The following is a 23,784-nucleotide window of genomic DNA, read 5'->3' as shown; positions in this document are numbered from 1 at the left end:
CCGCGCGGCATTCACCGCACCTGGACCTTCCGCAGTTCCGCAAGGACCACTTGCCGCAAGCCTGAGATCTTCGCTGCGTCGATCTTTTCCTGTGCTAGTTCGCGGTTGAACGCATTGAGGTCGAGCACGTTATCAATCGCCTCGCGAGCAACCCTTTGCAGAACATCAGACGGCACCGCTTCCAGCTCATAGACGGACTGAGTGGCGCCGTACTTCGCCCTGAAGCGCCTGGTATTGGCGCTGCTCGGCTTAGGTTCGTCGAGTGAGGTCGGCAGATGGAGGCTCTCGAGCTGATCGTGGGTGAGTGCAACCTTGATGGGCGCGATGTTCGTGATCCCGAAGTCGTCGCGCATACTGCGCGCAAAACTGTGGGCGATCTCATCCCCATCCGGATCGAAGTCGCTTAAGATCAGCAGTACCAACTTCTCCTTGCCGCTTTTGATGAAGCGCTGGTGCATCCTGTGCCGGGGCGGAAGCGATGAGTAGCCGCGCCCAACGGTCATTGTCATGCCGAACCGCGAAACCACCGGACGAATAATATTCGCCGCGGTATTCTTCTCGATCGCCATTTCGATGTGATTTGGCTGGCTCTGCAAAAGGTCGCGGCGAAAGCCGGTGAGGAAGTTGTCGATCTGCTCGTCGATAAAACTGCCGACGTCGCGATGCACATCCCAGATGTCGACTGGCCGGGTCTCGTCATCGATCCAGTCCATCGGAATGTGCCCCTTAAGGCGGGCGCGAGTAGTCAAGTCTAAAAGTTCCTTGTAACTCTTCTTATCGTTTCTGTATCGGGAATCGGGCTTAGAGGCATGGATGAGCGGCGGATTATTCAGCAGCTCGTAATGGATTTTGCGCAGCGAAAGTGGAAGGAACTTCCTGAGATCGTTCAGCACGGCGATAACGGCATTCAGCATTGGGTACTTAGCCCCACTGATCTCCGCGCGACGGTTGATTTCGCGCAGCTCGAGGGTCGTTACCTTGATGCGTGATTTCTCTTTGCGCTGTTCGAGTAAGGCCTCGTAGGCAACTTCGGGATTCGTGCTGATGACCGCTTCTCGGACCTTCTCGTCGAACGACTTCTCGCGCTGGCGATTGTGCTCGCGAAGTGCCACCAGAAAGGCGTCCCGGTCTGCGCTCCGAGACACCCTAGTGTCGACGCGGCACGGCACTGCGATCAGCCCCGCGAGCCTGGCGGCAGCGTGGCGCCGGTGGCCGGACAGGAGCCAACGATCGTCGCTGAGCACAAGTGGTTCACGGATGCCGTGGATGCGGATGCTCTCCGCGAGCTTCACGATCTCCGGGTCGCCCGGATCGACCGGCCGATATAGCGTCACGTTCTCCGGAGAAGGCCTGACCAAATCGATCGGCACCAACTGAACCGGGTAAAGCCGAGAATCGGGACTAGTCTGGATTCGGCCAAAACCGTCCCTGACTATCTTCGCTTGCGCTAAGTTCCCCATCATCACCACACCTCCTCATCTCCCTAAAGGCACAACTCGTTTCGCAGGAGGCGCCGGGAGACTTATGGCATCCTTAGCGTCGCGAGGTTCGAATTGTGGGTCTTCTCTTAAGCACCCCTGAACTTTTGGCACTCTTACGAAAAACATAATAATAATAAAGATGATTCTCTCTTTTCTAAGGTGGCCACTGGCACTCTTATTCTGGCAATGTTGCCAAGGCGGCCACTTTTGGGGCTCCTAGGTGGAAGTGGCACCCTTAGCCTCGTAGTTGGGTAATTTCAGCAGCCATTTTCCGCCCTCACGGAAGGACTCGATCTTCAGTTGTTCGCGGGCTCGGCGTAACGTGCGGTCCGCTATTCCCCGCCGCGATGCCTCCTGTTCGACCTCCACGACCCACCGCGGGCCGCCGTTCAGCAGGTTGAGTAACAGGTCTGCGGCCTCGCCCCTCTGTTTCGGCTTTCGGCCCTGCGCTTGCTCGTCGAGCACCTCGTCTGCGGTGGCTTGGACTTCGCCGCCCCAGACTACGAGCTGCCGACCTTCCGAATCGGCTACGATCCTGTAGCGCAGCCCGCTGCCTCTCGACGCCAAATTATTTTTCAGTGGTAGGAACAGCGCGGCCGACTCATCGCCCTCAGGATCCTGGGCGAAGAGGTAGCTAGCGCGCGCCGCAGCGACGAACGCGATGGAGCCGGTTACCCGATGCTGCGCGCTGCCCTCACCCTTGTTCAGGTGCGTAACCATGATGATCGCGCAGCGATGTTTCTCCGCCAGTTTCGCCAGGGGAGCCAGGACTACGCGCACGTCAGAGTTCTTGTGACTATCCGTCGTGCCCATGTACGAGCTGACCGGATCAATTACCACGAGTCGAACATCGGGACGGTCTTTTAGGTTGTCCTCGAGCATTGGCAGGTCGGTGTTGAGATTGAATCCGCGCTCGACGAGTGCACCATCGCGGGATGGCGCGCTAACGCAGTCGACCACGGAGATGAGATCAAGGTCGCCGCCCGCCGCTTCAACTCGGGGGCGCACCGTATCGCTGGCGGTATCCTCTGCGGTCAAGATCAAGGACGCCGCCGCGGCACACCCACGGCGGCCATCGGGCCAGTCCATGCCGCGCGAGAGTCGCGCAGTCAGATCGTACGCGACGGTCGATTTACCAAGACCACTGTCGCCGGCGAATAGGCCGAGCTTTCCGAGCGGCAACCGCTCCTGCCACAACCACTGAACCTTCTCGGCTGCCACTGCGGACAGTTTCCGTACGACCATCCCGACAAAGGGCAACTGGACTGATTGCGCCATCTCGCTCAAGGCAGAAAATTCGGATTCAAAGGCGCCGGGCTTGTCAACGTGCCTGACGTGGAGGTCGGAGGCATCCTTAACGTCGGCTTTCGAGTACTCCACCACCTTGACCGTGCCGGCGAAGCGCAACTCGGCCAGGCGGCCGGCGATTCCCTTGACGAACGTCTCGCCGCCCTGGTCGGGCTCCTTGCAGATGATGATCGTGCTGAAGCCGCGGACGTGAGGCTCAGCCAGAATTGAGCACATGTCCGCGCCCGGGACACCGATCGCGGCGAGGTTGTGTAGCCAGAAAGTCAGCGCATCGGATTCGCCCTCGCACAAAATGACTTCGCGCACTCCGCGTTTGCGCTCCTCGTCAAGGCGCCAGAGTCCGTAGGGAATCGGCCGGCCGTCGGCTTTGCTCCACAGAAACTTTTTGTCACCAGCCAGTGACAGCCGGAGGCGTTGCCGCACGGCCTTTTGCCCGTCGAGCGTTAGGTAGCGGAAGACGAGGGCGCTCTTGTCTTCGTGAATGCCGTGTTGTGACAGGAAGTCAATCGTGAAACCTTTCGCCTTGGCGAACGCGTCGAGCGTCAACCCCACTCTCGGTGGCGTGCCGTTGCTGTTGCTGCGAGGTTGGTAGAACAGGTCCGCCAAGGACAGGCCCATCGCCGTCACGATAGTCTCGGCCGTGCAGCCGGCGCCCTTGCAGTTCACCAGGATGCGATCGTTGCCGCGGCTCACCGATAGCGACTGCGTCTTGGTATTGTCGTGCCCTGGACAGAAGGCAAGAAACCCATTGCTGGCTTTCAGCTTCCTGCCTGGTATCCGCTCTTCAAACTGTTCAAACGTCATCGCATCACCACCGCGAAGCCGGCCTGACTCATGTCGAAAGAAATTTGCAAAAGTAGGTCGCAATCGCACGCGCGCGCACCGCACCCCGGGCATGTGAGGTATGCAGTGTCGACGAAGCGCGGTTGATTACCGCCTTGCTGTTGAGAGTCGTTCACCTGCATCCTCCTCACCCCACATGCATGATAACTCGTAGTCATCACGCCACAGAAACCAGCGCGTCAGCGCTTCTGATATTGCCTCGGCGCGCGTGCGCCGCCGCCGACGGTTCGCATTCATCGTGACTGCCGCGCGCCCGCGGCGCGCTCGTCGAGCCACGCCATGAGCGTGCTTAGGCGCCAGCCAATCGCGGCGCCGCTGTTGGAGAGCTTAAAGGGTGCCGGAAATTCGCCCTTCTTGACCCAATCGAGCAAAGTGATCCGGTGGACGCCGGCCAAGTGCTCGACCTCGGGAAAGCGGACTATCCGGTCGGGTTCGGGAATGTTTGGTTTTCTCATCGCGCCACCTCTGCTTCGGCAGCGCGATCCAAAAAAAACGAGCGGCCGAAGCGATTAAGATTAATCGCCTCAAGGCCCGCTCGATTCTTTCGATACAGCCGAGTCCTTGCGGTACTCGGTCAGGGACGCCCTTTGAATTTAGGTTCGCCCTGTATTGCTGTTACAAGACTATAGAGAGGTGCGCGCGCAGTCAACTCCCGAGGTTCAATGATCGTCGCCAAAGGCAAATGAAAAAGTCTAATAGGAAATGGCGCTTTCAATTAGCCCCGTTTGCTTCATCTAACGAGCGTTAGGGACACGCGCGAGAGTCACGGCTTCTTGCGCTTTCGCGCCCTTCGCCCGCACTCGCTTCATCTCGGCTGATATCTGTTCCGCCGTCCAGCCGGCAAACCGCGATTTACCGCCCTTGCTCGCAAAGACCTTTCGATCTTCCTTCTTGAGTTTGCGCATCCGCCGCCGCCCCAGAGCCACCGCCGCAGGATTCTGTTTCCTCGCGACGACCGCATCATATACCGGGCGAACGTGCGACCGCGGCAACAACGGCGCGACGGCGGCAACAACGGCGGGCTGCGCTTGCGCTAACGTGCCTTGTGCTAGCGCGCGTCGACTAGTATTTTCGCCTGAACAAGTGCCCATTGCGCGGGGGAGTAAGTGAAACGAACGGGTGTCCGATTTGGAGCGGTAGTGGCGCTAGCGCTAGCGGGCCTTCTTCAACAAGGATGCGCCACAATTTTTCACGGTAAATCCCAGACAGTAAATGTAACCTCGGACCCTCCAGGTAGTTTGGTCGCTGTCGGAGGCAATACGTTTGTAACTCCCGCCCAGGTCACGCTGCGAAGAGATTCCGACTATACCCTCGTTGCTTCGAAGCCCGGTTACCAAGGGACCGGTAGTATCCAGCATTCCGTGGATTGGTATACCTTTCTTGGGAACATATTTTTGGCGGTCTGATTGGCTGGGCCATCGATTTTTCTAGCGGTTCCGCCTACGAGCTATCTCCAGAGACTGTCGCCATTCAGATGGTGGCGGTCCAGAATCCTTCCGGCCAGAACTATGGCGATACCCGTCGGCCGGCCGCTCCGCCGTCACGCGCACCCGTAGCACCGCCAGATCCGGAGCCTAAGGTTTTGCAACCGCCTCCAGTCGGCAATAATTTCCCCCCGCTTTAATCGGGACGCAACGATTACGACTGGGATCGACCAATCCGCATGGAACTTCCCTGGAAACGAAAGCTTCCGATCGGCGAAACTCTATACAGAGAGGCAGAACGGCTCGGTCTTCATTTCGACAAAACAGACAAAACGCGCGATGCCGATTTGCAACAACGAGTATTGGTCGCTTGGGCGGAGCGGCGAAACGCGATCGTCAACTATACGCAGACCTTCGCTATTGTCGGCACACTTCTGATCACGTTGGGCGTCGCGCTCTCGACCCAACGCGAACAAAGGAATCGAGAATCGGCCGACCTGATGCTCAAGTTTGACCAGCTGTTGTATTCGGGCAGAAGCGCGCCCGTAATGAGGGCACTGGAGATGGATGTCGGACTCGACAAGGCAAAGGACGTTGACGACGAGGCGATCGACGAATTTCTTGGAAACTACGAATTACTGGACGCGGCTTACTAGCGTAAACTGATCGACCCAGACATGGCCTACAATGCGTTCGAGGGTGACCTGAAGAGTGCGCTAAAGGATGCAAAGGTAAGGCGTTTCATAACCGACTCGAGGAGCGGCAACGATAACGCGGATATTTACAGTGGCGTATTGCATCTCGCCCGCGTTTGGAACCTCCAGTTCGTTCCACTCTCCTCTGCGAGTCCGGCCGGCGCACCCAGCGTCGGGTCGCCACCTTCTCCCAGTCCCTGATAACCAAGCGATTGCGCGTCGCCACGCCCGCCGCGCTCGGGTTCACAGTTTGATTAGAACACATTTGACTTTGCTCTAGTCGACAACTAGCGTCGCGACCTGATGCCGGTTACGCATCGCTCGCTCGCCGTCGCAGCGGGTTTGCTTTTTCTTGGCTGTGTCGCAGCCCCCCAGCCCGACTCACTACTCGTTGAAGCAGCCAACGCTCCGATAAGATGCAGCGAATCGAAGGATTGCGAAGTGAAATGGGCGCGGGCCTTTGATTGGGTGCGGCATCATTCCTCATGGCAAATTACTGCGGCCAGTCCCGAATTGATTCAGACCGAGGGGCCGATGGGCCTGCCGAATCCTGCTTTCGTAGTGCGGCGCGTCTGCCGCGATTCGCGCACGAGTTGACTGCCTCAAGGCGCTACTCATTACGACGGATCCGATTGACGCGTGTGAGGAGGGTGGCTGGCCGTTACGCAAGCTCACCAAGCAGATCGACAAGGATTTGCAAACGCTTCGCAGACAGTTGCCGAAAGCGGCGCCGCGGACATCGACCCCGTTGATTGCGCAATGGCGGAGGGAGGAGGATGCGCGCCGCGCCGCGCTTAGATAGTCAGAACCGCCCCTCGGGCGCTTTGCGGCTTGAGCGAGATCAACCCGCGCACCACAAATTGGCACATATTTGCCCTGCCGTGAGGTTCGTGTATAGTCGGATCGTTATGACGGAACGGCTCAAGCAAGCCTTCGAAAAGGTGGTCGCCGAACTGCCCGAATATGAGCAGGACGCCTTCGCGGAGGTGATTCTGAAACTGATTGAGTCCGATGAGCACCAGTGGGATGCTCAGTTTGCGAGTTCTGCACCGAAGCTTGAAAAGCTCGCCGACCAAGCCCTTGCAGAGTATTCGGAAGGGCGCACCGAAATTCTTGACGTCTCGAAACTCTGACTTCTCGAACGACAAAAGCGTTCCGGGGCTGCTATCGTAGTATTCCAGGGCCGGTCCAATCGCTCGCGAATCAAACTTACAAACAGTTCGTTCAAGACCCCTTTCACCCTAGTTTGCACTTCAAACAAGTACATCCGACACGACCGATTTGGTCTGTTCGCATCGGGATTCATTATCGGGCAGTCGGCGTCAAGCCATATGCTGATCAAATAGTCTGGTTCTGGATCGGCTCGCACGCCGACTACGACAAGCTGATCGCCAACCTTCCATAGTGCTTGGCTGTCTCTCGGTCGCTTCACTGCATCGGCACGCGGCTTCGCCAATTCAATCTAGCTTCAACTTGGCCGGCGGCCGTTTGACCTGATCGAGGTTAACGATGATCGGGTCGCGCAAGTTGGGGAAAAGGGCGAGCTTCTGAGCTTCTCCGAAAGTCACACATTCGTCGCCGAATTGCACATAGCGGACCTGGCCCTTCGGCCCGATCGTCTTCGTGAGTACGATGAAGGCCATCCGACTTCTAATTTAAGCACAGGTGAGGCTGCGGCGCTTCACCGGAGCGCCGCAGCTTACCGATGGTGACTCCAGCCGAGATTTTCGGAACGTTCCGAAAGTTCAACGCCACGGGTGATCGTGCGCTGGCGGGCGCGGGGGACGGGTCCGTCGTTTTCTCGCGCACGAGCGGCACGTGTCCCTTCGGCCGTCAGGCTGAGACCTCTCGCGGCCAAACAGCGCCAGGGGCCGCCTCTGCTTGCACGTGTCGCACCTTTTCACGACCAGCGTCACTGCATCGGCCCGTCCGGGCTTTGGCGCAGGACTTCGCGTGCAACTACCCGGAGCAGAAGGGGGTTAGGATTCGCGGCCGCGCAGGGACCACATAATATGGCGGCGAGAATCGGACTCTCCGGCACGAACACGAGCAGCCAGTCCCGGATGGCGCCGGCAATGTCCGCTGGGTCGGGCGCCCAATACGCGTGGCACTCCGAGCAGATCAAGAACCCGCGATCACCCTTTCGCGCCGCTTCGATGAGTGCGCGACGTAGCGAATGGCGCTCGGCGCAATCGCCACAGAGCCCTTGCGCTTCGCGGATCGTTTCGTCAAGCACGGTGCGATAAGTAATCACTTTGCGTTCACCTTCTCCGACTTCGCGAAGCATTCGAGATGAAATCTTTTCGCTCCTTGGTCGATTCCAGTGCCGGAGACCGGCCGTCTGCAGACCGCGCAGGTATTCCGAATCGCGCGCAACCGCGCAGTCTCCTCGTCGTACCAATTGCGCCATGAATCATCCCGCACCGGCTCTTCGCCGCGCGCGTACAGCTCGGCGTTAGCGCGGGTGAACTCATAGACGCCGCCGTAACCGCCGCGCGTATAGTTGAGCGCCTGACTGAGCGCGTCCACCATGTCGTCGTGGGGTGCTGCGGGAAAGCTCGATACCTCTTCCAGGAAATCGCGAAGCCAGGGCGCATCTTCCGGCAGATAGACGCGGCCGCTTTCCACCAGCGGCGTGACCGCCGTGGCCCTCGTGACCTTGTCGCTGTCGACCTTGATCGCGTCGATCGGCAGTCGAGAATTATTCTGAAGCTCCTGGATCAGCGATTGGCCGCTCGCTTTATCTTCGACTAGGACGCGATCCGGATTCCATTTCAGGGCCAGCATTTCCACCTGGCGCTTGAGCGCGGGGAACTCGACGCGATCGCGCCAGACGTCAAGAACGTAGTAACCAGTCTCGCCGACACCGAGCACTAGGCCCACCGAGTAGTCGTTCGACGAGCCGGCCTTGAACGCCGTGTCGAGACTAACAACGATCTGTTCGAAACGCGCTGGCAGCGTCGCGGGCGTGTGGTACTTCCACCACTCGCGTTTGAAGATCGCGCCTTCTGCCGCCGCCGGCCGTTGCTGGTAAAGTGCGGCCCAGGTAGCCCCACCGACCTGCTCGCGGATCTTGGCGAGAGTCTTGAGCGGAAACTTCTTGGGCCAGAGCGCCTCGCCTTCGTTGCGCCAGCCTTCGTCGGCCTCTGCGATCGCAGGCAAATTCAGCACGGACCAGTTTTGATCGGGATGCTCGCGCAACAACCATCCGCAAAGGTCGTCCTGATGCCATCGCGTGCTGATGATGACGACCGCGCCCTCCGGTTGCAGCCGCGGATAGGCGACGCTTTCGAACCACTCGTGAAGTTGGCGCCGGTAGGTTTCGCTGTTCGCGTCCTCACGGCCCTTGATTGGATCGTCGATCAGCAGAAGATCCGCGCCGCGGCCGGTGATAGGTCCGCCACTGCCGACCGCATAGTACGCGCCGCCCTTCACCATGCTAAACCGATGCGCTGCGGTGGAATCGCCAGCCAGCTTCGCGCCCGGGAAGATCTGCTGAAATAGGCTGTCAGACATCAGGTTGCGAACGCGCCTGCCAAAGTCGGTTGCGAGCTCGCTGCCGTAACTCGATGCGATGACGCTTTGCTCCGGATGACGGCCTAAGTACCAAGCCGGGTAGAGGGTCGACCCGATGAGCGATTTACCGTGGCGAGGCGGCATGAAGATCATCAACCTGTCGGTCTCGCCCCGTTCGATCTTCTCGAGTTCGTTCACGATGAGCCGATGGTGATGCGCGTGTTCAAACTTGGGGTAGGACATCGAGCAGAAGCACGCCAAATCGGTGCGCGCGAGCCTGATGGCGCCATCCATAGAGCCGGGATTGTTCACTATTCCGGCCTTCATGACGCCACCTGGACCCGACGCCGTTCCTTAGCGCGTCGGCGCTCGGCTTCGGCGTGCTTGCGCTTGCGGCGAGCTGAAGGCGGCTCGTAGGAAACGTGGCGCTTCCACTCTCGAAGTACGCCTTCCTTGCTGAGCTTGCGCTTGAGAATCGTCAGCGCCTTGTCGACCGCCCACGGCCCGTTGCCATTTACGAATACTTCCACCTGCCCAACCTCCACTGACCGTATAGAGCGGACGCCCTACGTTCATAATCCGCACAACCTCTAGCCATCGACCGCATACCCTCTGAAACCATATGCAAAACGACGCCAATGGCGGCAAAGACCTACAGTTGCGGGCCGTCAGGGTGATTCGGTATGCGCCGGCTGAGCAGACTCGCCCTTTCGCGCCGCCTCGCCTGTTCCTCGGTTGGCAACGCATCCCAACGCGCCTTGCCGGCCGCGCTGCGCTTGTCGCTAACGATCTCGGCGTGCTTCAGTCCGCCCGTAGGCAACTCGGGATAGCGAGCGGCAATCGCGACTCGGGTCGATCGCGTCGCCTTGCACAAAGAAACTGCGCCAATTGGCGCACTTCCCTTCGGATCCGAGCGCAGGACAGGCCCGCGCTTGCCCATCTGGTAGTCGAGCGGGCAGTCGTTACACGAGCAGCGCTGAAAACGCGGGCATTCATTGAACGGTTGATTACGCATCTCCATCGTCCTTCCCCTCCACGTCAGCAGTCGCTTCCTTGGCGCGCTGGGCGCGCTCTGCGGCGCGGGATTCGCCGATCTCCATGACGTTCGCGATCACTGCGGCTGAGATGTCAGTTACATCGCGGCTGCCGAGCTTGAGCTGCGTCCTGGCCAGCGGCGTTAGGCCGAGCGCGTTCGCATAGGCGAGCTGCGTCTGTTTCATCCGCCTGTGAGCGTCGACCAGGGCGCGAACCTCAAGATCGCGGCCGTCTGCCGTCAACTTGGTCACGCCCGTTTCGGTCAATCTCGCGAATATGCTGGCGCTTAGGATTTCGAGCTCACAGTAAGCCCGCGCCGTCGATTCGTCGGCGGGCGACAGCCAATCCGCCACGACGCGCAGCCGGCGCATCATCCGAGCGATCTTCCGCGCGCGAATCTCCAGCGCAGACTTCGATCCGGCGTATAGCCCATGTGTCAACGCGGGCATTTTTCAGGCGCTCACCTTTCGTGCCGAATCTTGTTCGAAACGATCCGCGAGCTGACGAACAGTTCCGGCTGGATACTTCGTGGACACCAGCGCCAATAACCGCTTGATATTGCTAAGCTTTTTCGTGGTGTCATGTTCCTTTATCATGTGCATGTTGAGCTAATGCTTGAAGATCGGCGTGCGGGGATCCTTCTTCTATTAATATAAGGTCTATTTGATTTACTTTATTTGATTTAAGTCTTTTTGAATTGACAATCAGACGCTTTCGTTGTATCTGATGTTTCTACGGAGGAGATACAATGAAAAACCTTCCTAAGTGGATTTTGACCGTTGCAGCTGGTGCCGTCTTCGCGGTTGGCTTCCAAGGAGTCGCAGGTGCAACCCGCGCGTGGCCTGCTCCGGAGCTCGATCCAGGAACCGTCGCCAGTGGCTTGGCGCTTCTGGTTGGTGGTTCTTTGATCGCGCTCGAACGCTACCGTTCGCGCTAGTCGGCCTCGCCCTGCGTTGCTCTTCGCGCCGCTCATGCAAGCTTCCGCGAGTTCTTCCGCCGCCGCTCACGGCAACTGCCTCGTGTAGATCCCGGGGTCGTCGACGACTTCGGCATCATCGACGAGTAACGCTTGAAAATCGGCGCGGCGGTATCTTCCACTCCGATGAGAGGACTTTCAGGTGTCCAACAGGTGTCCAGCGTGAGGTGATCTCACGCGATCTTAGGGCACCTCGATCGGCAAAAAGTGTAGCGTTCTCCGAAGAGCTACCCGACTCAGACGACCCTACCCGAGGCGAGGTCTTGCTTCGTGATCATGTGTTGCGTCGCCTTAAGGCCGCTGAGCGAGCGCCGCGCCGCCTCGGTCCATCGGTCGGCGCTCACCTTGCGCGGCTCGCCGCCGAAGACCGACGTGAAGTCGGGCTCGATTTGATCGGTGAAGCATGAGCGGAACAGCGGCCAGTCGCGCGAATCCAATCCGGTCGCGTAGCGCAACTGCACGTCGCTGATCTCCGCGCGGTCGAGCAGCAACTGAAGCTTGGTGTCATCCATGATGGCGGTCTCCTTCAGAACGTCCGTAGCGGAAACGGAAATTTCACTTCTTGCGTCTATCACCAAACGGCTGTCAGTGGGAGAATTTCATAAGAGATTGCTATTCGAGGTCTCTTCTTGATGTCAGAACCGCTATCGGACCAGCAGCTTTCTCTCCTCGACGCGTACTGGCGGGCGTCCAACTACTTGACCGTCGGACAGATCTACCTGATGGCGAATCCCCTTCTGCGCGAGCCGCTCCGCGCCGAGCACATCAAGCCGCGCCTGCTTGGCCATTGGGGGACTTCGCCAGGGCAAAATTTTATCTACGTGCATCTCAATCGGCTGATTCGCGAGCACGACGCCAACGTCATCTATATTTCCGGTCCCGGTCACGGCGGTCCGTCGGTCATGTCGCACACCTATCTCGAGGGGACGTACTCCGAGATTTATCCGCGAATTTCCGAGGACACCGAGGGCCTGCGCCTGCTGTTTCGCCAATTCTCGACGCCGGGCGGAGTACCGAGTCATGCGGGGCCGCACGTTCCGGGCTCCATCAACGAAGGCGGCGAGCTCGGCTACTCGCTCGTGCACGCGTTCGGTGCGGCGTTTGATAATCCCGATCTGATTGTCGCGTGCGTGATCGGTGACGGCGAGGCCGAAACCGCGCCGCTCGAAGGGGGATGGAAGGGCGTACAGTTTCTCAACCCGGTGCGCGACGGCGCGGTTCTGCCGATCCTTCATCTGAACGGATACAAAATTTCGGGTCCCACCGTATTCGGCCGCGACGACGACGAAGACCTGCGACTCCTGCTCGAAGGTCACGGCTACGAGGTCCACTTTGTCGAAGGCGACGATCCACCAAGAATGCATCGCGAGTTCGCCGCGACGCTCGACCAATGCTACGCGGCGATTCTCGCGATCCAGAGCGACGCACGCGCAAACGGACTCCACAAGCGGCGGACATGGCCCGCGATCGTACTGCGAACGCTCAAAGGCTGGACCGGTCCGAAAATTGTCGACGGCGTGCAGATCGAAGGGACGTTCCGCGCGCATCAGGTGCCGCTGGCGGGCGTGAGGGAAAATCCTGAGCATTTGAAATTGCTCGAGACGTGGATGCGCAGTTACCGGCCCGACGAATTGTTCGATGAACGCGGACGCCTGAAGCCGGAGATCAAGACGATCGCGCCGAGAGGAACTCGCCGGATGGGCGCGAATCCGCATGCCAACGGCGGACTCCTGACCATCGCGCTCGACATCCCGTCGTTCACGGACTATGCGGTGAAGCTCGAACAGCCGGGCAGCGTCAAGATTGAGTCGACGCGACCCTTGGGCAAGATGCTGCGCGATATCTTCGCCCGCAATGCCAAGCAGCAAAACTTCCGCCTGTTCTGTCCCGACGAAACCAACTCCAATCGCCTTGGCGACGTGTTCGAGGTCGAGAACCGATGCCTGGTGAGCCGCGTCGAGAGCTACGACGATCACGTCTCGCACGACGGCCGTGTGATGGAAGTGCTGAGCGAGCATTGCCACCAGGGCTGGCTCGAAGGCTACACGCTGACGGGACGCCACGGCGTTTTCGCGTCGTACGAGGCGTTCGCCATGATCGTCGACTCGATGGCGACGCAGCACGCGAAATGGCTGGAGACCTGCAAGACCGAGTTGCCGTGGCGGCATCCAATCCCGTCGCTGAACTACCTGCTCACCTCGACCTGCTGGCGCAACGATCACAACGGCTTCAGCCATCAGGGCCCTGGCTTCATCGACACGCTGCTGACCAAGCGTGGCATTGTGTCGCGAATCTACCTGCCGCCCGACGCGAACTGCCTGCTGTCGGTCGCCGATCATTGCCTGCGCAGCCGCGACTACATCAACCTGATCGTGATCGACAAGCAGGAACATCCGGTGTGGCTCGACATCGACGCCGCTCGCGAGCATTGTTCGCGCGGCGCGTCGGAGTGGCGATGGGCCGGCAACAACGGTGGCGACGATCCGGATCTCGTGCTCGCATGCGCCGGCGACGTGATGACCGAAGAGGCAATCGCAGCGGCGTGGCTGTTTCGCAAGTATCTTCCCGAGATGAAAATTCGAGTCGTGAACGTCGTCGATCTGATGACGCTGTTTCCGCCTGATCGCCATCCGCACGGCATGAGCGAGGATTACTTTCTCGAACTCTTCACGCGCGACAAGGACGTCATCTTCGCCTTTCACGGCTACCCGGGCGAAGTTCACCAACTCCTGCACGGCCGTCCGAATCCTGATCGCTTTCACGTGCGCGGTTACGTCGAAGAAGGGACCACGACCACGCCTTTTGATATGCTGGTGTTGAACAACGCGAGCCGCTATCACCTGTGCATCGAGGGGCTGCGGCGCGCGCCCCACTACCAGGAGCGCGCCCGCGAACTCATCAAGATGACCGAAGCCGCGCTCGATGCCCATCGCAAATACGTAGTCGAGAATCTCGAAGACATGCCCGCGATTCGCAACTGGAAATGGACAGCGGATTAATCCGATGAATGTCAGCCCGCTTGCCGGAAAACCTGTCGAGCAATCGCAACTCGTCGACGTGCCGCGCTTGATCACCGCGTTCTATAGCCTCACGCCCGACGTTGAAATTTTCGCGCAACGAGTCGCATTCGGCACCTCGGGGCATCGCGGCTCCGCGTTCGACACGGCGTTCAACGAGGCGCATATCCTCGCGATTTGCCAAGCGATTTGCCTTTATCGCAAAACTCAGAATATCAGCGGTCCGCTGTACCTCGGGATGGACACGCACGCGCTCTCGGTCCCGGCGTTCACCAGCGCGATCGAAGTACTGGCTGCAAACGGCGTCGAGACGATGGTGGATAGCGCAAGCGGATACACGCCGACGCCGGCGATTTCGCACGCGATCCTTGCTTACAATCGCGGGCGCAAAAGCGGGCTGGCGGACGGAATCGTGATCACCCCGTCGCACAATCCGCCGTCCGACGGCGGCTTCAAGTACAATCCGCCTAACGGCGGCCCGGCCGATACCGCAGTCACGAACTGGATTCAGAATACGGCGAACGATTTTCTCAGAAACAAACTCGAAGGAGTGCAGCGCGCTCCGTACGAGCGCGCGCTCACGGCCGCGACACTTCATAAGCACGATTATATCGGCGCCTACGTCGGCGACCTCGGCAACGTCGTCGATATGGAGTCGATTCGCAGCGCGGGCGTGCAGGTTGGTATCGATCCGCTGGGCGGCGCGGCGGTGCACTACTGGCCCGCGATGATCGAAAAGTACGGCATCGAGGCGACGGTGGTCAGCGACCTCGTCGACCCAACATTCCGCTTTATGACCGCCGATTGGGACGGCAAGATCAGGATGGATTGCTCGTCGCCGTATGCGATGGTGCGGCTGCTCGCGATGCGCGATCGTTTTGACGTCGCGTTCGCCAACGACACCGACGCCGATCGCCACGGAATAGTCACGCGCTCGAGCGGCCTGATGAATCCGAATCACTATCTCGCGGTCGCGATCTCGTACTTGTTTCGCAATCGCACGCGATGGCGCAAGGACGCTGCCGTCGGCAAGACCGTGGTGAGCAGCAGCATGATCGATCGCGTCGCGGCTAGTCTCGAACGCAAGCTGATCGAGACGCCGGTCGGCTTCAAGTGGTTCGTGGACGGGCTGATCGACGGTTCAGTGGGATTTTGCGGCGAAGAAAGCGCGGGCGCGTCATTTCTGCGCACCAATGGAACTGTCTGGACCACAGACAAGGACGGACTCATCCTCGGCCTGCTGGCAGCCGAGATGACCGCGCGCGAGGGACGCGACCCAGGCGCGATCTACAACGACCTGACGAAGAAGTTCGGCGCGCCCGCTTACGAGCGCATCGACGCGCCCGCGACGCTCGCACAAAAAGAAATTCTGAGGAAGCTTGCACCTGAGCAAGTAAATGCGCGCGAACTCGCGGGCGAGAAAATCTTCAAAACATTGACGGCCGCTCCCGGCAACGGGGCAGGCATCGGCGGAATCAAGGTTATCGCGGAGAGCGGATGGTTCGCGGCGCGTCCGTCGGGGACTGAAGAGGTCTACAAGATCTACGCGGAGAGCTTCCGCGGCGTCGATCATCTACATCGGATTCAGACCGAGGCGCAGGAGCTAATCGCGCGAGTCTTCAAGCAGGCCGAATCGGGCAAGAGCAACTAGGAAACCAGCTTGCCGGGTCGTCATATAATACTCTGCATCAACGTCGGCTCGTCGTCGTGCAAGTTCGCACTGTACTCGGTCTCCGGCGGCGTCGAATCGATTGTGGCCGAAGGCGCTGCGGATCGAATCAGCACGAGCGGCGGTAAAATTAAAATCCGCGACGCCCACGGCCGTTCGCTCGCCGAAGCGCACCGCGAACTCGCGCGCCCGCAGGTCGCCGTCGATGCGCTGTTCGACGAATTCGAGCGCCTGAAGCTGCCGCGCCTCGAGGCCGTCGGGCATCGAATCGTCTACGGCGGCGCGCATCATGTGGCTCCGGAAGTCGTCACCTCAGCGCTGCTAGCGGACTTGAAGAAATTGATCCCATTCGCGCCTCTGCACATGCCGGGCGGTATCGAGGGTATCGAGGCGGTTGCCGCGCGGCATCCGAAACTTCCGCAGGTCGCGTGTTTCGACACCGCGTTCCATCGGGGAATTCCCGAGCGTGCCGAGCGCTTCCCGTTGCCGCGCGAGCTGTGGGACGCGGGAGTGCGCCGCTACGGCTTTCACGGCATCTCGTATGAATACATCATGCAGGCTCTGGGAGCCGACGCGCCGCCGCGCCTGATAATCGCGCATCTCGGCAACGGAGCGAGCATGGCCGCGGTGGAAAACGGCCGCCCTCGTGACACCACGATGGGATTCACGCCGGCCGGCGGTTTCATGATGGGCACGCGGCCGGGCGATCTCGATCCCGGGGTGATTCTCTACCTGCTCGAGCAGAAGGGCTACGACGCCGCGCAGCTCGGTGAACTCGTGAATCTGAAATCGGGGTTGCTGGGGGTCTCGGCGCTCAGTGCCGACGTGAAGACGTTGCTGGACGCGCGAGCCACGAACGCGGATGCGGCGCTTGCGATCGAAATGTTTTGCTACCAGATCAGGAAAGCGATCGGGGCATTGACAGCCGCGCTCGGCGGAATGGATATGCTCGTCTTCACCGGCGGGATCGGCGAGCATGCCGCCGCTGTTCGCGCGGAAGTCTGCGAGGGGCTGGAGCATCTCGGAATCACGATCGATGCACGACGCAACGATTCCGGCCAGGACACGATCAGCGCCGCTGACAGCCGCTGCCGGGTGCGCGTCGTCCCGACCGATGAAAACCTGATGGTCGCGCGCCACACGGCTCGGTTGGTAATTCCCACCGGATGAAATAGGCATTCGCTGGCCGCAAGATTGCTCGCGGCGGTATAAGTCATCTGCACAAGTCTCGTCGAGAACATCCTGAAGAGGCACGCGCGATGAAGCTTTATTTCGCACCGCAGACCAGGGCAATAAGGCCGCTCATCATGCTCGAAGAACTCGCGGTGCCGTACGAAATTGTGCTGATCGATTTCAAAGGCGGAGAACACAAGACCGCCGAGTATCGAAAAATTCATCCGCACGGTCTACTGCCCGCGCTGCAGGACGGTACGCTCACGATGTTCGAGTCGGCCGCCATTTGCGCCTACCTTGCCGACAAGTTTCCGGACAAGCGGATGGCGCCGGCGCTCGGCACCGTCGAGCGCGGGATGTACTACCAGTGGCTGTTCTATTCGATGGCCGCGCTCGAGGGGTTCGCGCTCGACCGGGAGCGGATGAAAGAGTGTTTTCTGGTTCTCGATCGCGCGCTCAGCGGGCGGGAGTTTATCGTGGGCAACAAGATCACCGCAGCGGACGTGATGATCGGTTCGGGCGTGATATGGCTCGACGCGCGGCACCATCTGCTGGATGACTTCCCGTCGCTCGACGCCTACGCAAAGCGCTTGATTGCGCGGCCGTCATTCCAACGCGCATTCACGCCGCCGAGTGAGAACGCGCGATAGTAAATTCCCAAGGTGTGCGGACGATTCACAATCACGCGGCGCGACGGTAATTCGCTGGCGGCGGAACTCGGCGTCCCGGCGGACTCGTTCGTCGATTATCGCCCGCGCTACAACCTCGCGCCGACGCAAAATCATTTCATTGTCAGGATCAAGTACGAAAATCGCGAAGTGATTCCCGCCACCTGGGGCCTAGTCAAGAGCGGCTCGAAGGACGCCAGCATGGCGGCCAAGACTATCAACGCGCGCTCGGAGACGGTCGAGACGCGGGGCGCATTCCGCGACGCGTTCCAAAAACGGCGATGCGTCGTGCCCGCCGATGGCTTCTTCGAATGGACCGGGCCAAAGACCGCGCGGCAGCCGACCTGGTTCCATCGCGAGGACAGCCGTCTGATCCTGTTCGCCGGACTCTACGAGTCATGGCAGAAAGAGCAGGGCGTCTGGCAGACGACCTTCACGATTCTAACGACATCAGCCAACGCGCTGCTCGAGTCGTATCACGATCGGATGCCGGTGATCGTGGCAGATCGCGACGCCGACGACTGGATGGACCCGCGCGCCCCGGACCCGCACGCCCTCAAGCGGTTACTGGTCCCCGCGCCCGCCGATTTACTGATCGCAACTCCGGTCTCGCCCGACGTCAACAACGTTGACAACGATTCCCCCGATCTGCTGGAGCCCGCCGGCCAGATGAGTTTTTCAATGCGAAGTGGCTAGGCGGACAAAGGGCATTTCGAACCACATAGTAGAGACGCAGTTACTTCTGACCATGAGCGGTGCCGAAGTAATCGCCGCCTTTTGGGTGGTGGTCTTCGCCGCCCCACTTAATGTCGTTCGGCCGGGGAATACAGTACAGGAATGCGGCGTGGCCATGCGACTAGATACACTTCGTGGATGCTCAATTGATGCACTTTCCGGCGCGTGATAGTTGATCGGGTCCGGTAGTGACTGCGACACGGCGCGGGGCGGCGTACCCAAGTGGTTAAGGGAGAGGTCTGCAAAACCTCCATGCATCGGTTCGAATCCGATCGCCGCCTCCAAAACTTCCAATAGCCCTCGCGAAAATCGCTAGCTTGACGCAAGGCTGGCAACGGCGTATCTCTCCACATCTTCGGCCTGCTTTTCCTGATTCTCTCGGAACCAGCGATTTGCCGAACAAGGGGTGGACGTGGTTGCGAGGCGATATCTCTCGCGACAGCTCCATCGTGATTGTCAACAGTTACTTAACGGCAGGAGGCTCATTATGGCAGCGGTATCAAGCGTCGTGTTTCTCAAACCTCTACCGGGTCGTCTCGAAGCGCTGATGCGCGACATCGGGCGGGCTCAAAAGATGATCAAGCGCATGGGCGGAACACTTCGCGCGTATAACGAGGCGTCGGGCCCGAATGCGGGAGCGATCGCCCTGGTGGTCGAGCACAGCGACTGGAAGGAATACGGCAACTACATGGCAAAGCTCGAGACCGACAAGGACTGGCAGTCATTCGTGGCCGAGATCAGCTCCGCCAAGTCGCCGAACGCCGAAAGGGTCGCGACCGGACTCAACGTGGAACTGCCGAGCTAGACGGAATCGTCGAACGAAGAAAACTCATCACGCATTAGGAGAAAACTATGGCTATCGCACAAGTCTTTACCTGGGCTCCGCGTCCAGGCGCCGTCGAGCAATTTCTCGCTATCGCCAAGCGGGCGGACAAGATTATCAGAGGATTGGGCGCCACCACGCGCACGCTCAGCGCGGTCGCGGGCGCGGCCCCAAACGCCTTCATCTATGTAATTGAAACGCCGAACTGGAAGGCGCACGGCGAACTCAGCACCAAGCTCGAGACCGACAAGGACTGGCAAAAGCTGATCACGGAAGTGAACTCGACGGACAAGCCCAGCGCCGATCTCCTTTCATCGGCGGTTTACTCCGAAATCCCGCTCGGCTGATCGAATCTCGCGGGAGGGGACACGATCCCCTCCCGTCGTTTCCGCGGTTTCAAATTCCCAATCGATTTGCATCTTACAGCTTCGGGTTGTTGCGCGAGAATTGGCGGAATTTCGCGATCAACGGAAAGCCCGTCGCGGTGTCGATGATCTGCTCGAGCTCGAAGTCGATCACTCTTTCCGCGCCGGAAAAGGTGCGCACGCGTATCGGACTCCAGTCGATCGATGCGCGGCCGGTGAGCTGAAGAGTGCGGCCGGAATCGAAATCGATAAACAGGAGCCCGGCGTGTGGATTGACCGTGAGATTGCCCAGCGTATTGAACATGCTGTTGCCGTTGTAGTCGGGGAAAGCGATACGCCGCTCGTCGAGTATCCGCACGAAGCCGGGGTTGCCGCCCTTGTGCGACACGTCGGCGCCGCGCTCCGGGTTATCAGTCGCGATGAAGAAGGTGTCCGCGCGAGAGATCTGCCGTTGCTCCGATTCTGACAGCGCAGTCCCTCCGCTAGCCGTCTGCTCCGCCGCGGGAGTTTGCCGGATGCCGACAAATATCCGCTCCTGCAGGTAGCGCCGGCAGTTGCCGTAAACCTCGTCGGTCGTGATGAAGATTGCGCCGTCCCGGATAACGCCCCGGCCGTTGACGCGGACGCGCCGTGAGGCGACAAAATCCGGCGCGAACAGAGCGATGTGGCCCTCATCTGCCAGATTGCGGAATAGCGGATCGCCGGATGATATCGGCGCCGCGATTCTGAGCGTGCGATCATCAACGGTCTCGATAAACCCGGGTTCGCCAGCGACGACCGAGGCCCAAACGTTACCGCGGCTATCGACACTGCCGAACACCGCCATTTGCCGGCGCTTAAGAAACTCGCTCGCGCCCGGAGGAAGATGGTCGGCGATGCCTTCGCCGACGTCCTCGGCGATGTCGCGGACGCCGGCCCGTTCCTGCACCGCAATTTCGCCGCTGTGAAATTTCATCGCGGTCAGGGCGTAGGCGCGCCGGGCATCGCGAGATGGTGATCTGGCTTTACCTGCAGTTTGACGAGGCAGGGCGGGCCGTCGTCGCCGTAGCAAAGGTTGCTCACTTCGCCGAGTTTCGGATTGCGGTCGTCATGCGTGTAGTCGGGACAGATCCAATGCCCGCCTTCGCGGTAGAGAACGACCGCGAAATATCGGCCGGCCGCGAGACTCCCGGTGATCGGATCTCCGCGCGACGAGATCTCGCGCGAGTTGATGATATCGAAGCCATCATGCGCCGCGTCGGGCGAGTACTGCATGAAGAAAAGTCGCCATTGCCGGCCGGGCCGCGCGGTCGCCTGGTATTCCATCGCGCGATCATACGAGAACACCGGCTTGTCGCGGCATAGCCATGGCCGGACCTCTTCGGCGAAGGCCGGACTCGCGATCAGGATCGCGAACGCGGCCGCAACCGAGAACAATCGTCCAACTTTTAAAATTTTCATAACCTTACTGACCTGCGATCGCGATGATGCGGCCGACGATCTCGCCGAGGTTGGAGTCCTTGGGCGTGAAGATCGCTTTGACGCCGAGCTTAAGCAGCGCTTTACGATCGGCTTCGGGGATGATCCCGCCCATCACGAGCGAGACGTCGCTGGCACCGCGGCTTTTCAGCAAATCGATCGTCTCGCACGCGATCGACATATGCGCACCGGCGAGGCTCGAGATCGCAAGCACGTCGACGTCCTCCTCGAGCACCGTCGCAACCATCTGCTCCGGCGTCTGCTTGAAACCCGCGAGCACTACTTCCATCCCGGCTTGCATGAATGCGTGCGCGAGCAGCTTGATCGCGTTGATATGCCCGTCGAGGCCCGCCTTGCCGAGCGCGATGCGAATCTTCCGCTTCGCGACCGGCACCTGAAGCGCGCCGACGGTCACGCTGGTTTCGAGAATCGGCGGCGTGTAACGGCCACGGCCGACGCGCACGAGCGAATCGGTCCACTCGCCGACGGTGCCTCCGGCGCGCGCGAGATCGATCGTCGCCTCGATCAGTCCGCCGCTGCCGTCATTCGCACCCGCCCGTTCGAGCGCCTCGCGAGCTTTCGCCACAGCCGCTTGGTCACGTGCCGCGCGCCATCTCTTAATCGACTCGACGCGTTCCTTTTCCTTCGACGCCTGCGCGGCGTGGTCCACGTTCTGCTCAGGCGGGGGCGTCAGACCGACTTCGCCAGTGAACGCGTTGACTCCTATTTGCAAGATCTCGCCGGACTCGACTTTGCGCTGACGCTCCGCAAGCTGCCGCGTAAGTTCGCCGCTGACGATTGAAATGGCGCGGGAGTAGCCGGCCTTGCGCAGCCGCATCGCGATTTCGCGCGCGCGCGACGCGGTCTCGTCGGTGAGCTTCTCGATTACTTTGCTGCCCTCGAAAATATCGCCATAGCGCGCGAGCCCGGTTTCGTGCATGAGAACCTGCTGCGTGCGCAGGCTCAGCGTCTGCTCGGCCTGGTCGGGCAGGGCGAGCGCCTCGCGAAATCCCGGCAATTGGAGCGCGTTGACGCGCGCGTCGGCCGAGATGACGACCGGTAGCGCCTCGTACGCGATGCGGATGATGTTCACTTCGGGCTGCGGCTCGGTGAGCGTGAGCGAGCGCACCTGGCATCCGGCGCGGAAGGCGACGCCGGCGACGCCGTACTCGCCGGCGCACAACTCGCGCCAGAGTTTGAAGTACGCGCGAATCTTGCAAATCTCAGGCACCAGCTCGATGCCGCTATTGATGAAAAATGAAATGCGCCTGACGGTCTGCTCGAACGCGGCGGCGTCGAGCTTGGGACGCAGCGCATCGAGAATCAGCAGCGCGTTGCCGAACGCGTAACCGATTTCCTCGGCCGGCCCGGCGCCGCTCTCCATGTAGTGGTAGCCGCAGCAGTTTATCGGGTTCCAGTTCGGCACGCGCTCGACGGCGAATCGAATCAACTCGGTGGAAAGGCGGAAAGAAAGCTCCGGGTGAAAAATCGACGTGCCGCGCGCAACGAACTCCTTCAGCAGATCGTTCTGCGTCGTGCCGCGCAGCTCGGTCCAGGGCACACCGTGCTTTTCCGCGACGACCAGGTAGAGCGCCAGGATGAACGGCGCGGTCGCGTTGATCGTCATCGAGGTGTTGATCGACTGAAGCGGGATTCCCTCGAACAGCCGCTCCATGTCGTTCCAATGGCAAATCGAAACGCCCGCTTCGCCGACCTCGCCGCGGGCGACCGGGGCGTCGGGGTCGTAGCCGTTCTGCGTGGGCAGGTCGAACGCGATCGAAAGCCCGCGCTGACCCTGCTTCAGGTTCGCGAGGAAGCGCTCGTTGGCCTGGCGCGCGTCGCCGAATCCGGCATAGGTGCGGATGATCCACGGTTCGCGAGGCGCGCGAGATTTTTTGTCAGCTTCGGGCATCGCCACAAGGTTAGTTATCGAGGCATCGGGATTCCAGCCGATGTGCGATGAAGATACCGGTTCGGTTTACGAAACATTCAAAGCTGCGCGCGATTCAAACGGTTCAATCTCAGCCGCGTTTCTCAAGCGGTTCGGCTCGTATCTCAACCCAGGGAAATCGACGGCTCTCATGGTAGACGGACACCGTTGGCGGCGGGAAAGAAAGGTCGGCGAAGCCGCCTGCTGAGACAGCAACGAAGCCGGCGAGTTTGTCGATAGTCCAAAATACGGTGGCACCGCAATTCGGACAGAAACTTTGAGTGATGTGGCCGCCGTCGTCGCCGACACGAACGAACTCGGCCGCGCGCCCCTCAGTTGAGACGTATTCTTCGCGAAACCAGGCGCTGAAGCCGAATGCGCTGCCCGTTTTCCGCTTGCAAGCCAGGCAACGGCATACGGCAATGCGAGTAGGTTCGCCGGAGCAGGTCGCTGAAAGCTGGCCGCATGAGCATTCTGCTCGACGCGTGGTCATCGTTGGCTCCTATACGTTCGTTTGGCAATCCCGGAAAAAGCGACTTCATACCATATGTTGGGGTCTTGGGACGTTAGCACTACCAAGGGTAGTTTCGTTCCGTCGAAAACTGTTTTACTGGGAGGCGAGGATCGCCCGATTTGAGGCCGGGCGGTGCATGGGGCGTGCTGACAGT

26 protein-coding genes and 1 tRNA gene are annotated in these 23,784 nt (G+C 60.2%); 13 read left to right on the top strand and 14 right to left on the bottom strand.

What is annotated here, in order from left to right; all coding sequences use genetic code 11:
• Nucleotides 1-11: 11 nt before the first annotated feature.
• From VJX68_RS09435 to VJX68_RS09425, 3 genes are all read right to left on the bottom strand, one after another.
• Nucleotides 12-1,370 carry a ParB/RepB/Spo0J family partition protein gene (locus tag VJX68_RS09435; protein WP_324095432.1) on the bottom strand — a complete coding sequence of 453 codons (1,359 nt, stop codon included), beginning with the start codon at nucleotides 1,368-1,370 and terminating at the stop codon, nucleotides 12-14.
• A 327-nt stretch (nucleotides 1,371-1,697) separates the two neighbouring features.
• Nucleotides 1,698-3,593: an AAA family ATPase gene (locus tag VJX68_RS09430; RefSeq protein ID WP_324095431.1), complete on the bottom strand. Its 1,896-nt coding sequence runs from the start codon at nucleotides 3,591-3,593 to the stop codon at nucleotides 1,698-1,700.
• 272 nt (nucleotides 3,594-3,865) lie between these two features.
• Nucleotides 3,866-4,087, bottom strand: a complete 222-nt coding sequence (locus VJX68_RS09425; RefSeq protein ID WP_324095430.1) for a helix-turn-helix transcriptional regulator — start codon at nucleotides 4,085-4,087, stop codon at nucleotides 3,866-3,868.
• A gap of 651 nt (nucleotides 4,088-4,738) precedes the next feature.
• Between VJX68_RS09425 and VJX68_RS19325 the strand changes: the two genes are divergently transcribed.
• From VJX68_RS19325 to VJX68_RS19425, 4 genes are all read left to right on the top strand, one after another.
• The gene (locus VJX68_RS19325) at nucleotides 4,739-5,038 is read left to right on the top strand and encodes a PEGA domain-containing protein (protein ID WP_414643471.1); all 300 of its coding nucleotides are present in this window, start codon (nucleotides 4,739-4,741) and stop codon (nucleotides 5,036-5,038) included.
• 380 nt (nucleotides 5,039-5,418) lie between these two features.
• Entirely contained in the window at nucleotides 5,419-5,712 is a 294-nt protein-coding gene (locus tag VJX68_RS09420; RefSeq protein WP_324095429.1) for a hypothetical protein, read from the top strand.
• 947 nt (nucleotides 5,713-6,659) lie between these two features.
• The gene (locus VJX68_RS09415) at nucleotides 6,660-6,884 is read left to right on the top strand and encodes a hypothetical protein (protein WP_324095428.1); all 225 of its coding nucleotides are present in this window, start codon (nucleotides 6,660-6,662) and stop codon (nucleotides 6,882-6,884) included.
• Nucleotides 6,881-7,156, top strand: coding sequence for a ParE family toxin-like protein (locus VJX68_RS19425; protein ID WP_422653047.1), 276 nt, complete (start codon nucleotides 6,881-6,883; stop codon nucleotides 7,154-7,156). Before VJX68_RS09415 ends, VJX68_RS19425 begins: the two co-directional genes overlap by 4 nt.
• Before the next feature lie 52 nt (nucleotides 7,157-7,208).
• Here VJX68_RS19425 and VJX68_RS09410 read toward each other — a convergent pair whose 3' ends face one another.
• From VJX68_RS09410 to VJX68_RS09385, 6 genes are all read right to left on the bottom strand, one after another.
• A complete protein-coding gene (locus tag VJX68_RS09410; RefSeq protein ID WP_324095427.1) occupies nucleotides 7,209-7,394 on the bottom strand; it encodes a hypothetical protein in 186 nt (61 codons plus the stop codon).
• Between the two features lie 269 nt (nucleotides 7,395-7,663).
• A complete protein-coding gene (locus VJX68_RS09405) occupies nucleotides 7,664-8,038 on the bottom strand; it encodes a hypothetical protein (protein WP_324095426.1) in 375 nt (124 codons plus the stop codon).
• Nucleotides 8,002-9,594 carry a phage terminase large subunit gene (terL, locus tag VJX68_RS09400; RefSeq protein ID WP_324095425.1) on the bottom strand — a complete coding sequence of 531 codons (1,593 nt, stop codon included), beginning with the start codon at nucleotides 9,592-9,594 and terminating at the stop codon, nucleotides 8,002-8,004. The genes VJX68_RS09405 and terL overlap by 37 nt, the downstream gene beginning before the upstream one ends.
• Nucleotides 9,591-9,797 (bottom strand): 30S ribosomal protein S21, encoded by a 207-nt coding sequence (gene rpsU, locus VJX68_RS09395; protein WP_324095424.1) that lies wholly within the window; start codon nucleotides 9,795-9,797, stop codon nucleotides 9,591-9,593. Before rpsU ends, terL begins: the two co-directional genes overlap by 4 nt.
• A 122-nt stretch (nucleotides 9,798-9,919) precedes the next feature.
• Nucleotides 9,920-10,282, bottom strand: a complete 363-nt coding sequence (locus tag VJX68_RS09390) for a hypothetical protein (protein WP_324095423.1) — start codon at nucleotides 10,280-10,282, stop codon at nucleotides 9,920-9,922.
• On the bottom strand, nucleotides 10,275-10,751 hold the full coding sequence (locus VJX68_RS09385) for a P27 family phage terminase small subunit (protein ID WP_324095422.1): 477 nt from the start codon (nucleotides 10,749-10,751) through the stop codon (nucleotides 10,275-10,277). The genes VJX68_RS09390 and VJX68_RS09385 overlap by 8 nt, the downstream gene beginning before the upstream one ends.
• A 299-nt stretch (nucleotides 10,752-11,050) precedes the next feature.
• Here VJX68_RS09385 and VJX68_RS09380 point away from each other — a divergent pair, with 299 nt between their 5' ends.
• Nucleotides 11,051-11,239: a hypothetical protein gene (locus VJX68_RS09380; RefSeq protein WP_324095421.1), complete on the top strand. Its 189-nt coding sequence runs from the start codon at nucleotides 11,051-11,053 to the stop codon at nucleotides 11,237-11,239.
• Nucleotides 11,240-11,514: 275 nt separating this feature from the next.
• Here VJX68_RS09380 and VJX68_RS09375 read toward each other — a convergent pair whose 3' ends face one another.
• Entirely contained in the window at nucleotides 11,515-11,790 is a 276-nt protein-coding gene (locus VJX68_RS09375; RefSeq protein ID WP_324095420.1) for a nuclear transport factor 2 family protein, read from the bottom strand.
• A 120-nt stretch (nucleotides 11,791-11,910) separates the two neighbouring features.
• Here VJX68_RS09375 and VJX68_RS09370 point away from each other — a divergent pair, with 120 nt between their 5' ends.
• The 8 genes from VJX68_RS09370 (at nucleotide 11,911) to VJX68_RS09335 (ending at nucleotide 19,710) form a co-directional block, all read left to right on the top strand.
• Nucleotides 11,911-14,277, top strand: coding sequence for a phosphoketolase family protein (locus tag VJX68_RS09370; RefSeq protein ID WP_324095419.1), 2,367 nt, complete (start codon nucleotides 11,911-11,913; stop codon nucleotides 14,275-14,277).
• A gap of 4 nt (nucleotides 14,278-14,281) precedes the next feature.
• Entirely contained in the window at nucleotides 14,282-15,946 is a 1,665-nt protein-coding gene (gene pgm / locus VJX68_RS09365; RefSeq protein WP_324095418.1) for a phosphoglucomutase (alpha-D-glucose-1,6-bisphosphate-dependent), read from the top strand.
• A gap of 9 nt (nucleotides 15,947-15,955) precedes the next feature.
• Nucleotides 15,956-17,134: an acetate/propionate family kinase gene (locus VJX68_RS09360; RefSeq protein ID WP_324095417.1), complete on the top strand. Its 1,179-nt coding sequence runs from the start codon at nucleotides 15,956-15,958 to the stop codon at nucleotides 17,132-17,134.
• Nucleotides 17,135-17,223: 89 nt separating this feature from the next.
• On the top strand, nucleotides 17,224-17,787 hold the full coding sequence (locus VJX68_RS09355) for a glutathione S-transferase family protein (protein ID WP_324095416.1): 564 nt from the start codon (nucleotides 17,224-17,226) through the stop codon (nucleotides 17,785-17,787).
• A gap of 12 nt (nucleotides 17,788-17,799) precedes the next feature.
• Nucleotides 17,800-18,501 carry an SOS response-associated peptidase gene (locus VJX68_RS09350; RefSeq protein ID WP_324095415.1) on the top strand — a complete coding sequence of 234 codons (702 nt, stop codon included), beginning with the start codon at nucleotides 17,800-17,802 and terminating at the stop codon, nucleotides 18,499-18,501.
• Between the two features lie 247 nt (nucleotides 18,502-18,748).
• Nucleotides 18,749-18,824 (top strand) — tRNA-Cys (locus VJX68_RS09345).
• Nucleotides 18,825-19,027: 203 nt separating this feature from the next.
• Nucleotides 19,028-19,345, top strand: a complete 318-nt coding sequence (locus VJX68_RS09340; protein ID WP_324095414.1) for a hypothetical protein — start codon at nucleotides 19,028-19,030, stop codon at nucleotides 19,343-19,345.
• A 47-nt stretch (nucleotides 19,346-19,392) separates the two neighbouring features.
• Nucleotides 19,393-19,710: a hypothetical protein gene (locus tag VJX68_RS09335; RefSeq protein ID WP_324095413.1), complete on the top strand. Its 318-nt coding sequence runs from the start codon at nucleotides 19,393-19,395 to the stop codon at nucleotides 19,708-19,710.
• Nucleotides 19,711-19,783: 73 nt separating this feature from the next.
• On the opposite strand, the gene VJX68_RS09330 is transcribed toward VJX68_RS09335, so the two are convergent.
• The 4 genes from VJX68_RS09330 to VJX68_RS09315 all read right to left on the bottom strand — a co-directional run bounded on the left by VJX68_RS09330 (nucleotide 19,784) and on the right by VJX68_RS09315 (nucleotide 23,609).
• Nucleotides 19,784-20,683 carry a pyridoxamine 5'-phosphate oxidase family protein gene (locus VJX68_RS09330; RefSeq protein WP_324095412.1) on the bottom strand — a complete coding sequence of 300 codons (900 nt, stop codon included), beginning with the start codon at nucleotides 20,681-20,683 and terminating at the stop codon, nucleotides 19,784-19,786.
• 5 nt (nucleotides 20,684-20,688) lie between these two features.
• Complete coding sequence (locus tag VJX68_RS09325) at nucleotides 20,689-21,168, bottom strand: hypothetical protein (protein WP_324095411.1); 480 nt, start codon at nucleotides 21,166-21,168, stop codon at nucleotides 20,689-20,691.
• A gap of 4 nt (nucleotides 21,169-21,172) precedes the next feature.
• Nucleotides 21,173-23,098, bottom strand: a complete 1,926-nt coding sequence (locus tag VJX68_RS09320) for a methylmalonyl-CoA mutase family protein (protein ID WP_324095410.1) — start codon at nucleotides 23,096-23,098, stop codon at nucleotides 21,173-21,175.
• A gap of 109 nt (nucleotides 23,099-23,207) precedes the next feature.
• Nucleotides 23,208-23,609: a GFA family protein gene (locus VJX68_RS09315; RefSeq protein WP_324095409.1), complete on the bottom strand. Its 402-nt coding sequence runs from the start codon at nucleotides 23,607-23,609 to the stop codon at nucleotides 23,208-23,210.
• Nucleotides 23,610-23,784: the final 175 nt, after the last annotated feature.

It is taken from the genome of Binatus sp. (SeqCode) (genome assembly GCF_035272065.1).
GTDB lineage: Bacteria > Desulfobacterota > Binatia > Binatales > Binataceae > Binatus.
Note: the sequence above shows the minus strand (reverse complement) of the source record. Positions and strands in the feature narration are given on the sequence as shown.

Coding starts and splice junctions, on each gene's coding strand:
- VJX68_RS09430 (WP_324095431.1), bottom strand. CDS start 3,593: ATGACGTTTGAACAGTTTGAAGAGCGGATACCAGGCAGGAAGCTGAAA.
- VJX68_RS09425 (WP_324095430.1), bottom strand. CDS start 4,087: ATGAGAAAACCAAACATTCCCGAACCCGACCGGATAGTCCGCTTTCCC.
- VJX68_RS09415 (WP_324095428.1), top strand. CDS start 6,660: ATGACGGAACGGCTCAAGCAAGCCTTCGAAAAGGTGGTCGCCGAACTG.
- VJX68_RS09410 (WP_324095427.1), bottom strand. CDS start 7,394: ATGGCCTTCATCGTACTCACGAAGACGATCGGGCCGAAGGGCCAGGTC.
- VJX68_RS09405 (WP_324095426.1), bottom strand. CDS start 8,038: ATGCTTCGCGAAGTCGGAGAAGGTGAACGCAAAGTGATTACTTATCGC.
- terL (WP_324095425.1), bottom strand. CDS start 9,594: ATGAAGGCCGGAATAGTGAACAATCCCGGCTCTATGGATGGCGCCATC.
- VJX68_RS09390 (WP_324095423.1), bottom strand. CDS start 10,282: ATGCGTAATCAACCGTTCAATGAATGCCCGCGTTTTCAGCGCTGCTCG.
- VJX68_RS09385 (WP_324095422.1), bottom strand. CDS start 10,751: ATGCCCGCGTTGACACATGGGCTATACGCCGGATCGAAGTCTGCGCTG.
- VJX68_RS09380 (WP_324095421.1), top strand. CDS start 11,051: ATGAAAAACCTTCCTAAGTGGATTTTGACCGTTGCAGCTGGTGCCGTC.
- VJX68_RS09375 (WP_324095420.1), bottom strand. CDS start 11,790: ATGGATGACACCAAGCTTCAGTTGCTGCTCGACCGCGCGGAGATCAGC.
- VJX68_RS09370 (WP_324095419.1), top strand. CDS start 11,911: ATGTCAGAACCGCTATCGGACCAGCAGCTTTCTCTCCTCGACGCGTAC.
- pgm (WP_324095418.1), top strand. CDS start 14,282: ATGAATGTCAGCCCGCTTGCCGGAAAACCTGTCGAGCAATCGCAACTC.
- VJX68_RS09355 (WP_324095416.1), top strand. CDS start 17,224: ATGAAGCTTTATTTCGCACCGCAGACCAGGGCAATAAGGCCGCTCATC.
- VJX68_RS09340 (WP_324095414.1), top strand. CDS start 19,028: ATGGCAGCGGTATCAAGCGTCGTGTTTCTCAAACCTCTACCGGGTCGT.
- VJX68_RS09335 (WP_324095413.1), top strand. CDS start 19,393: ATGGCTATCGCACAAGTCTTTACCTGGGCTCCGCGTCCAGGCGCCGTC.
- VJX68_RS09330 (WP_324095412.1), bottom strand. CDS start 20,683: ATGAAATTTCACAGCGGCGAAATTGCGGTGCAGGAACGGGCCGGCGTC.
- VJX68_RS09325 (WP_324095411.1), bottom strand. CDS start 21,168: ATGAAAATTTTAAAAGTTGGACGATTGTTCTCGGTTGCGGCCGCGTTC.
- VJX68_RS09320 (WP_324095410.1), bottom strand. CDS start 23,098: ATGCCCGAAGCTGACAAAAAATCTCGCGCGCCTCGCGAACCGTGGATC.
- VJX68_RS09315 (WP_324095409.1), bottom strand. CDS start 23,609: ATGACCACGCGTCGAGCAGAATGCTCATGCGGCCAGCTTTCAGCGACC.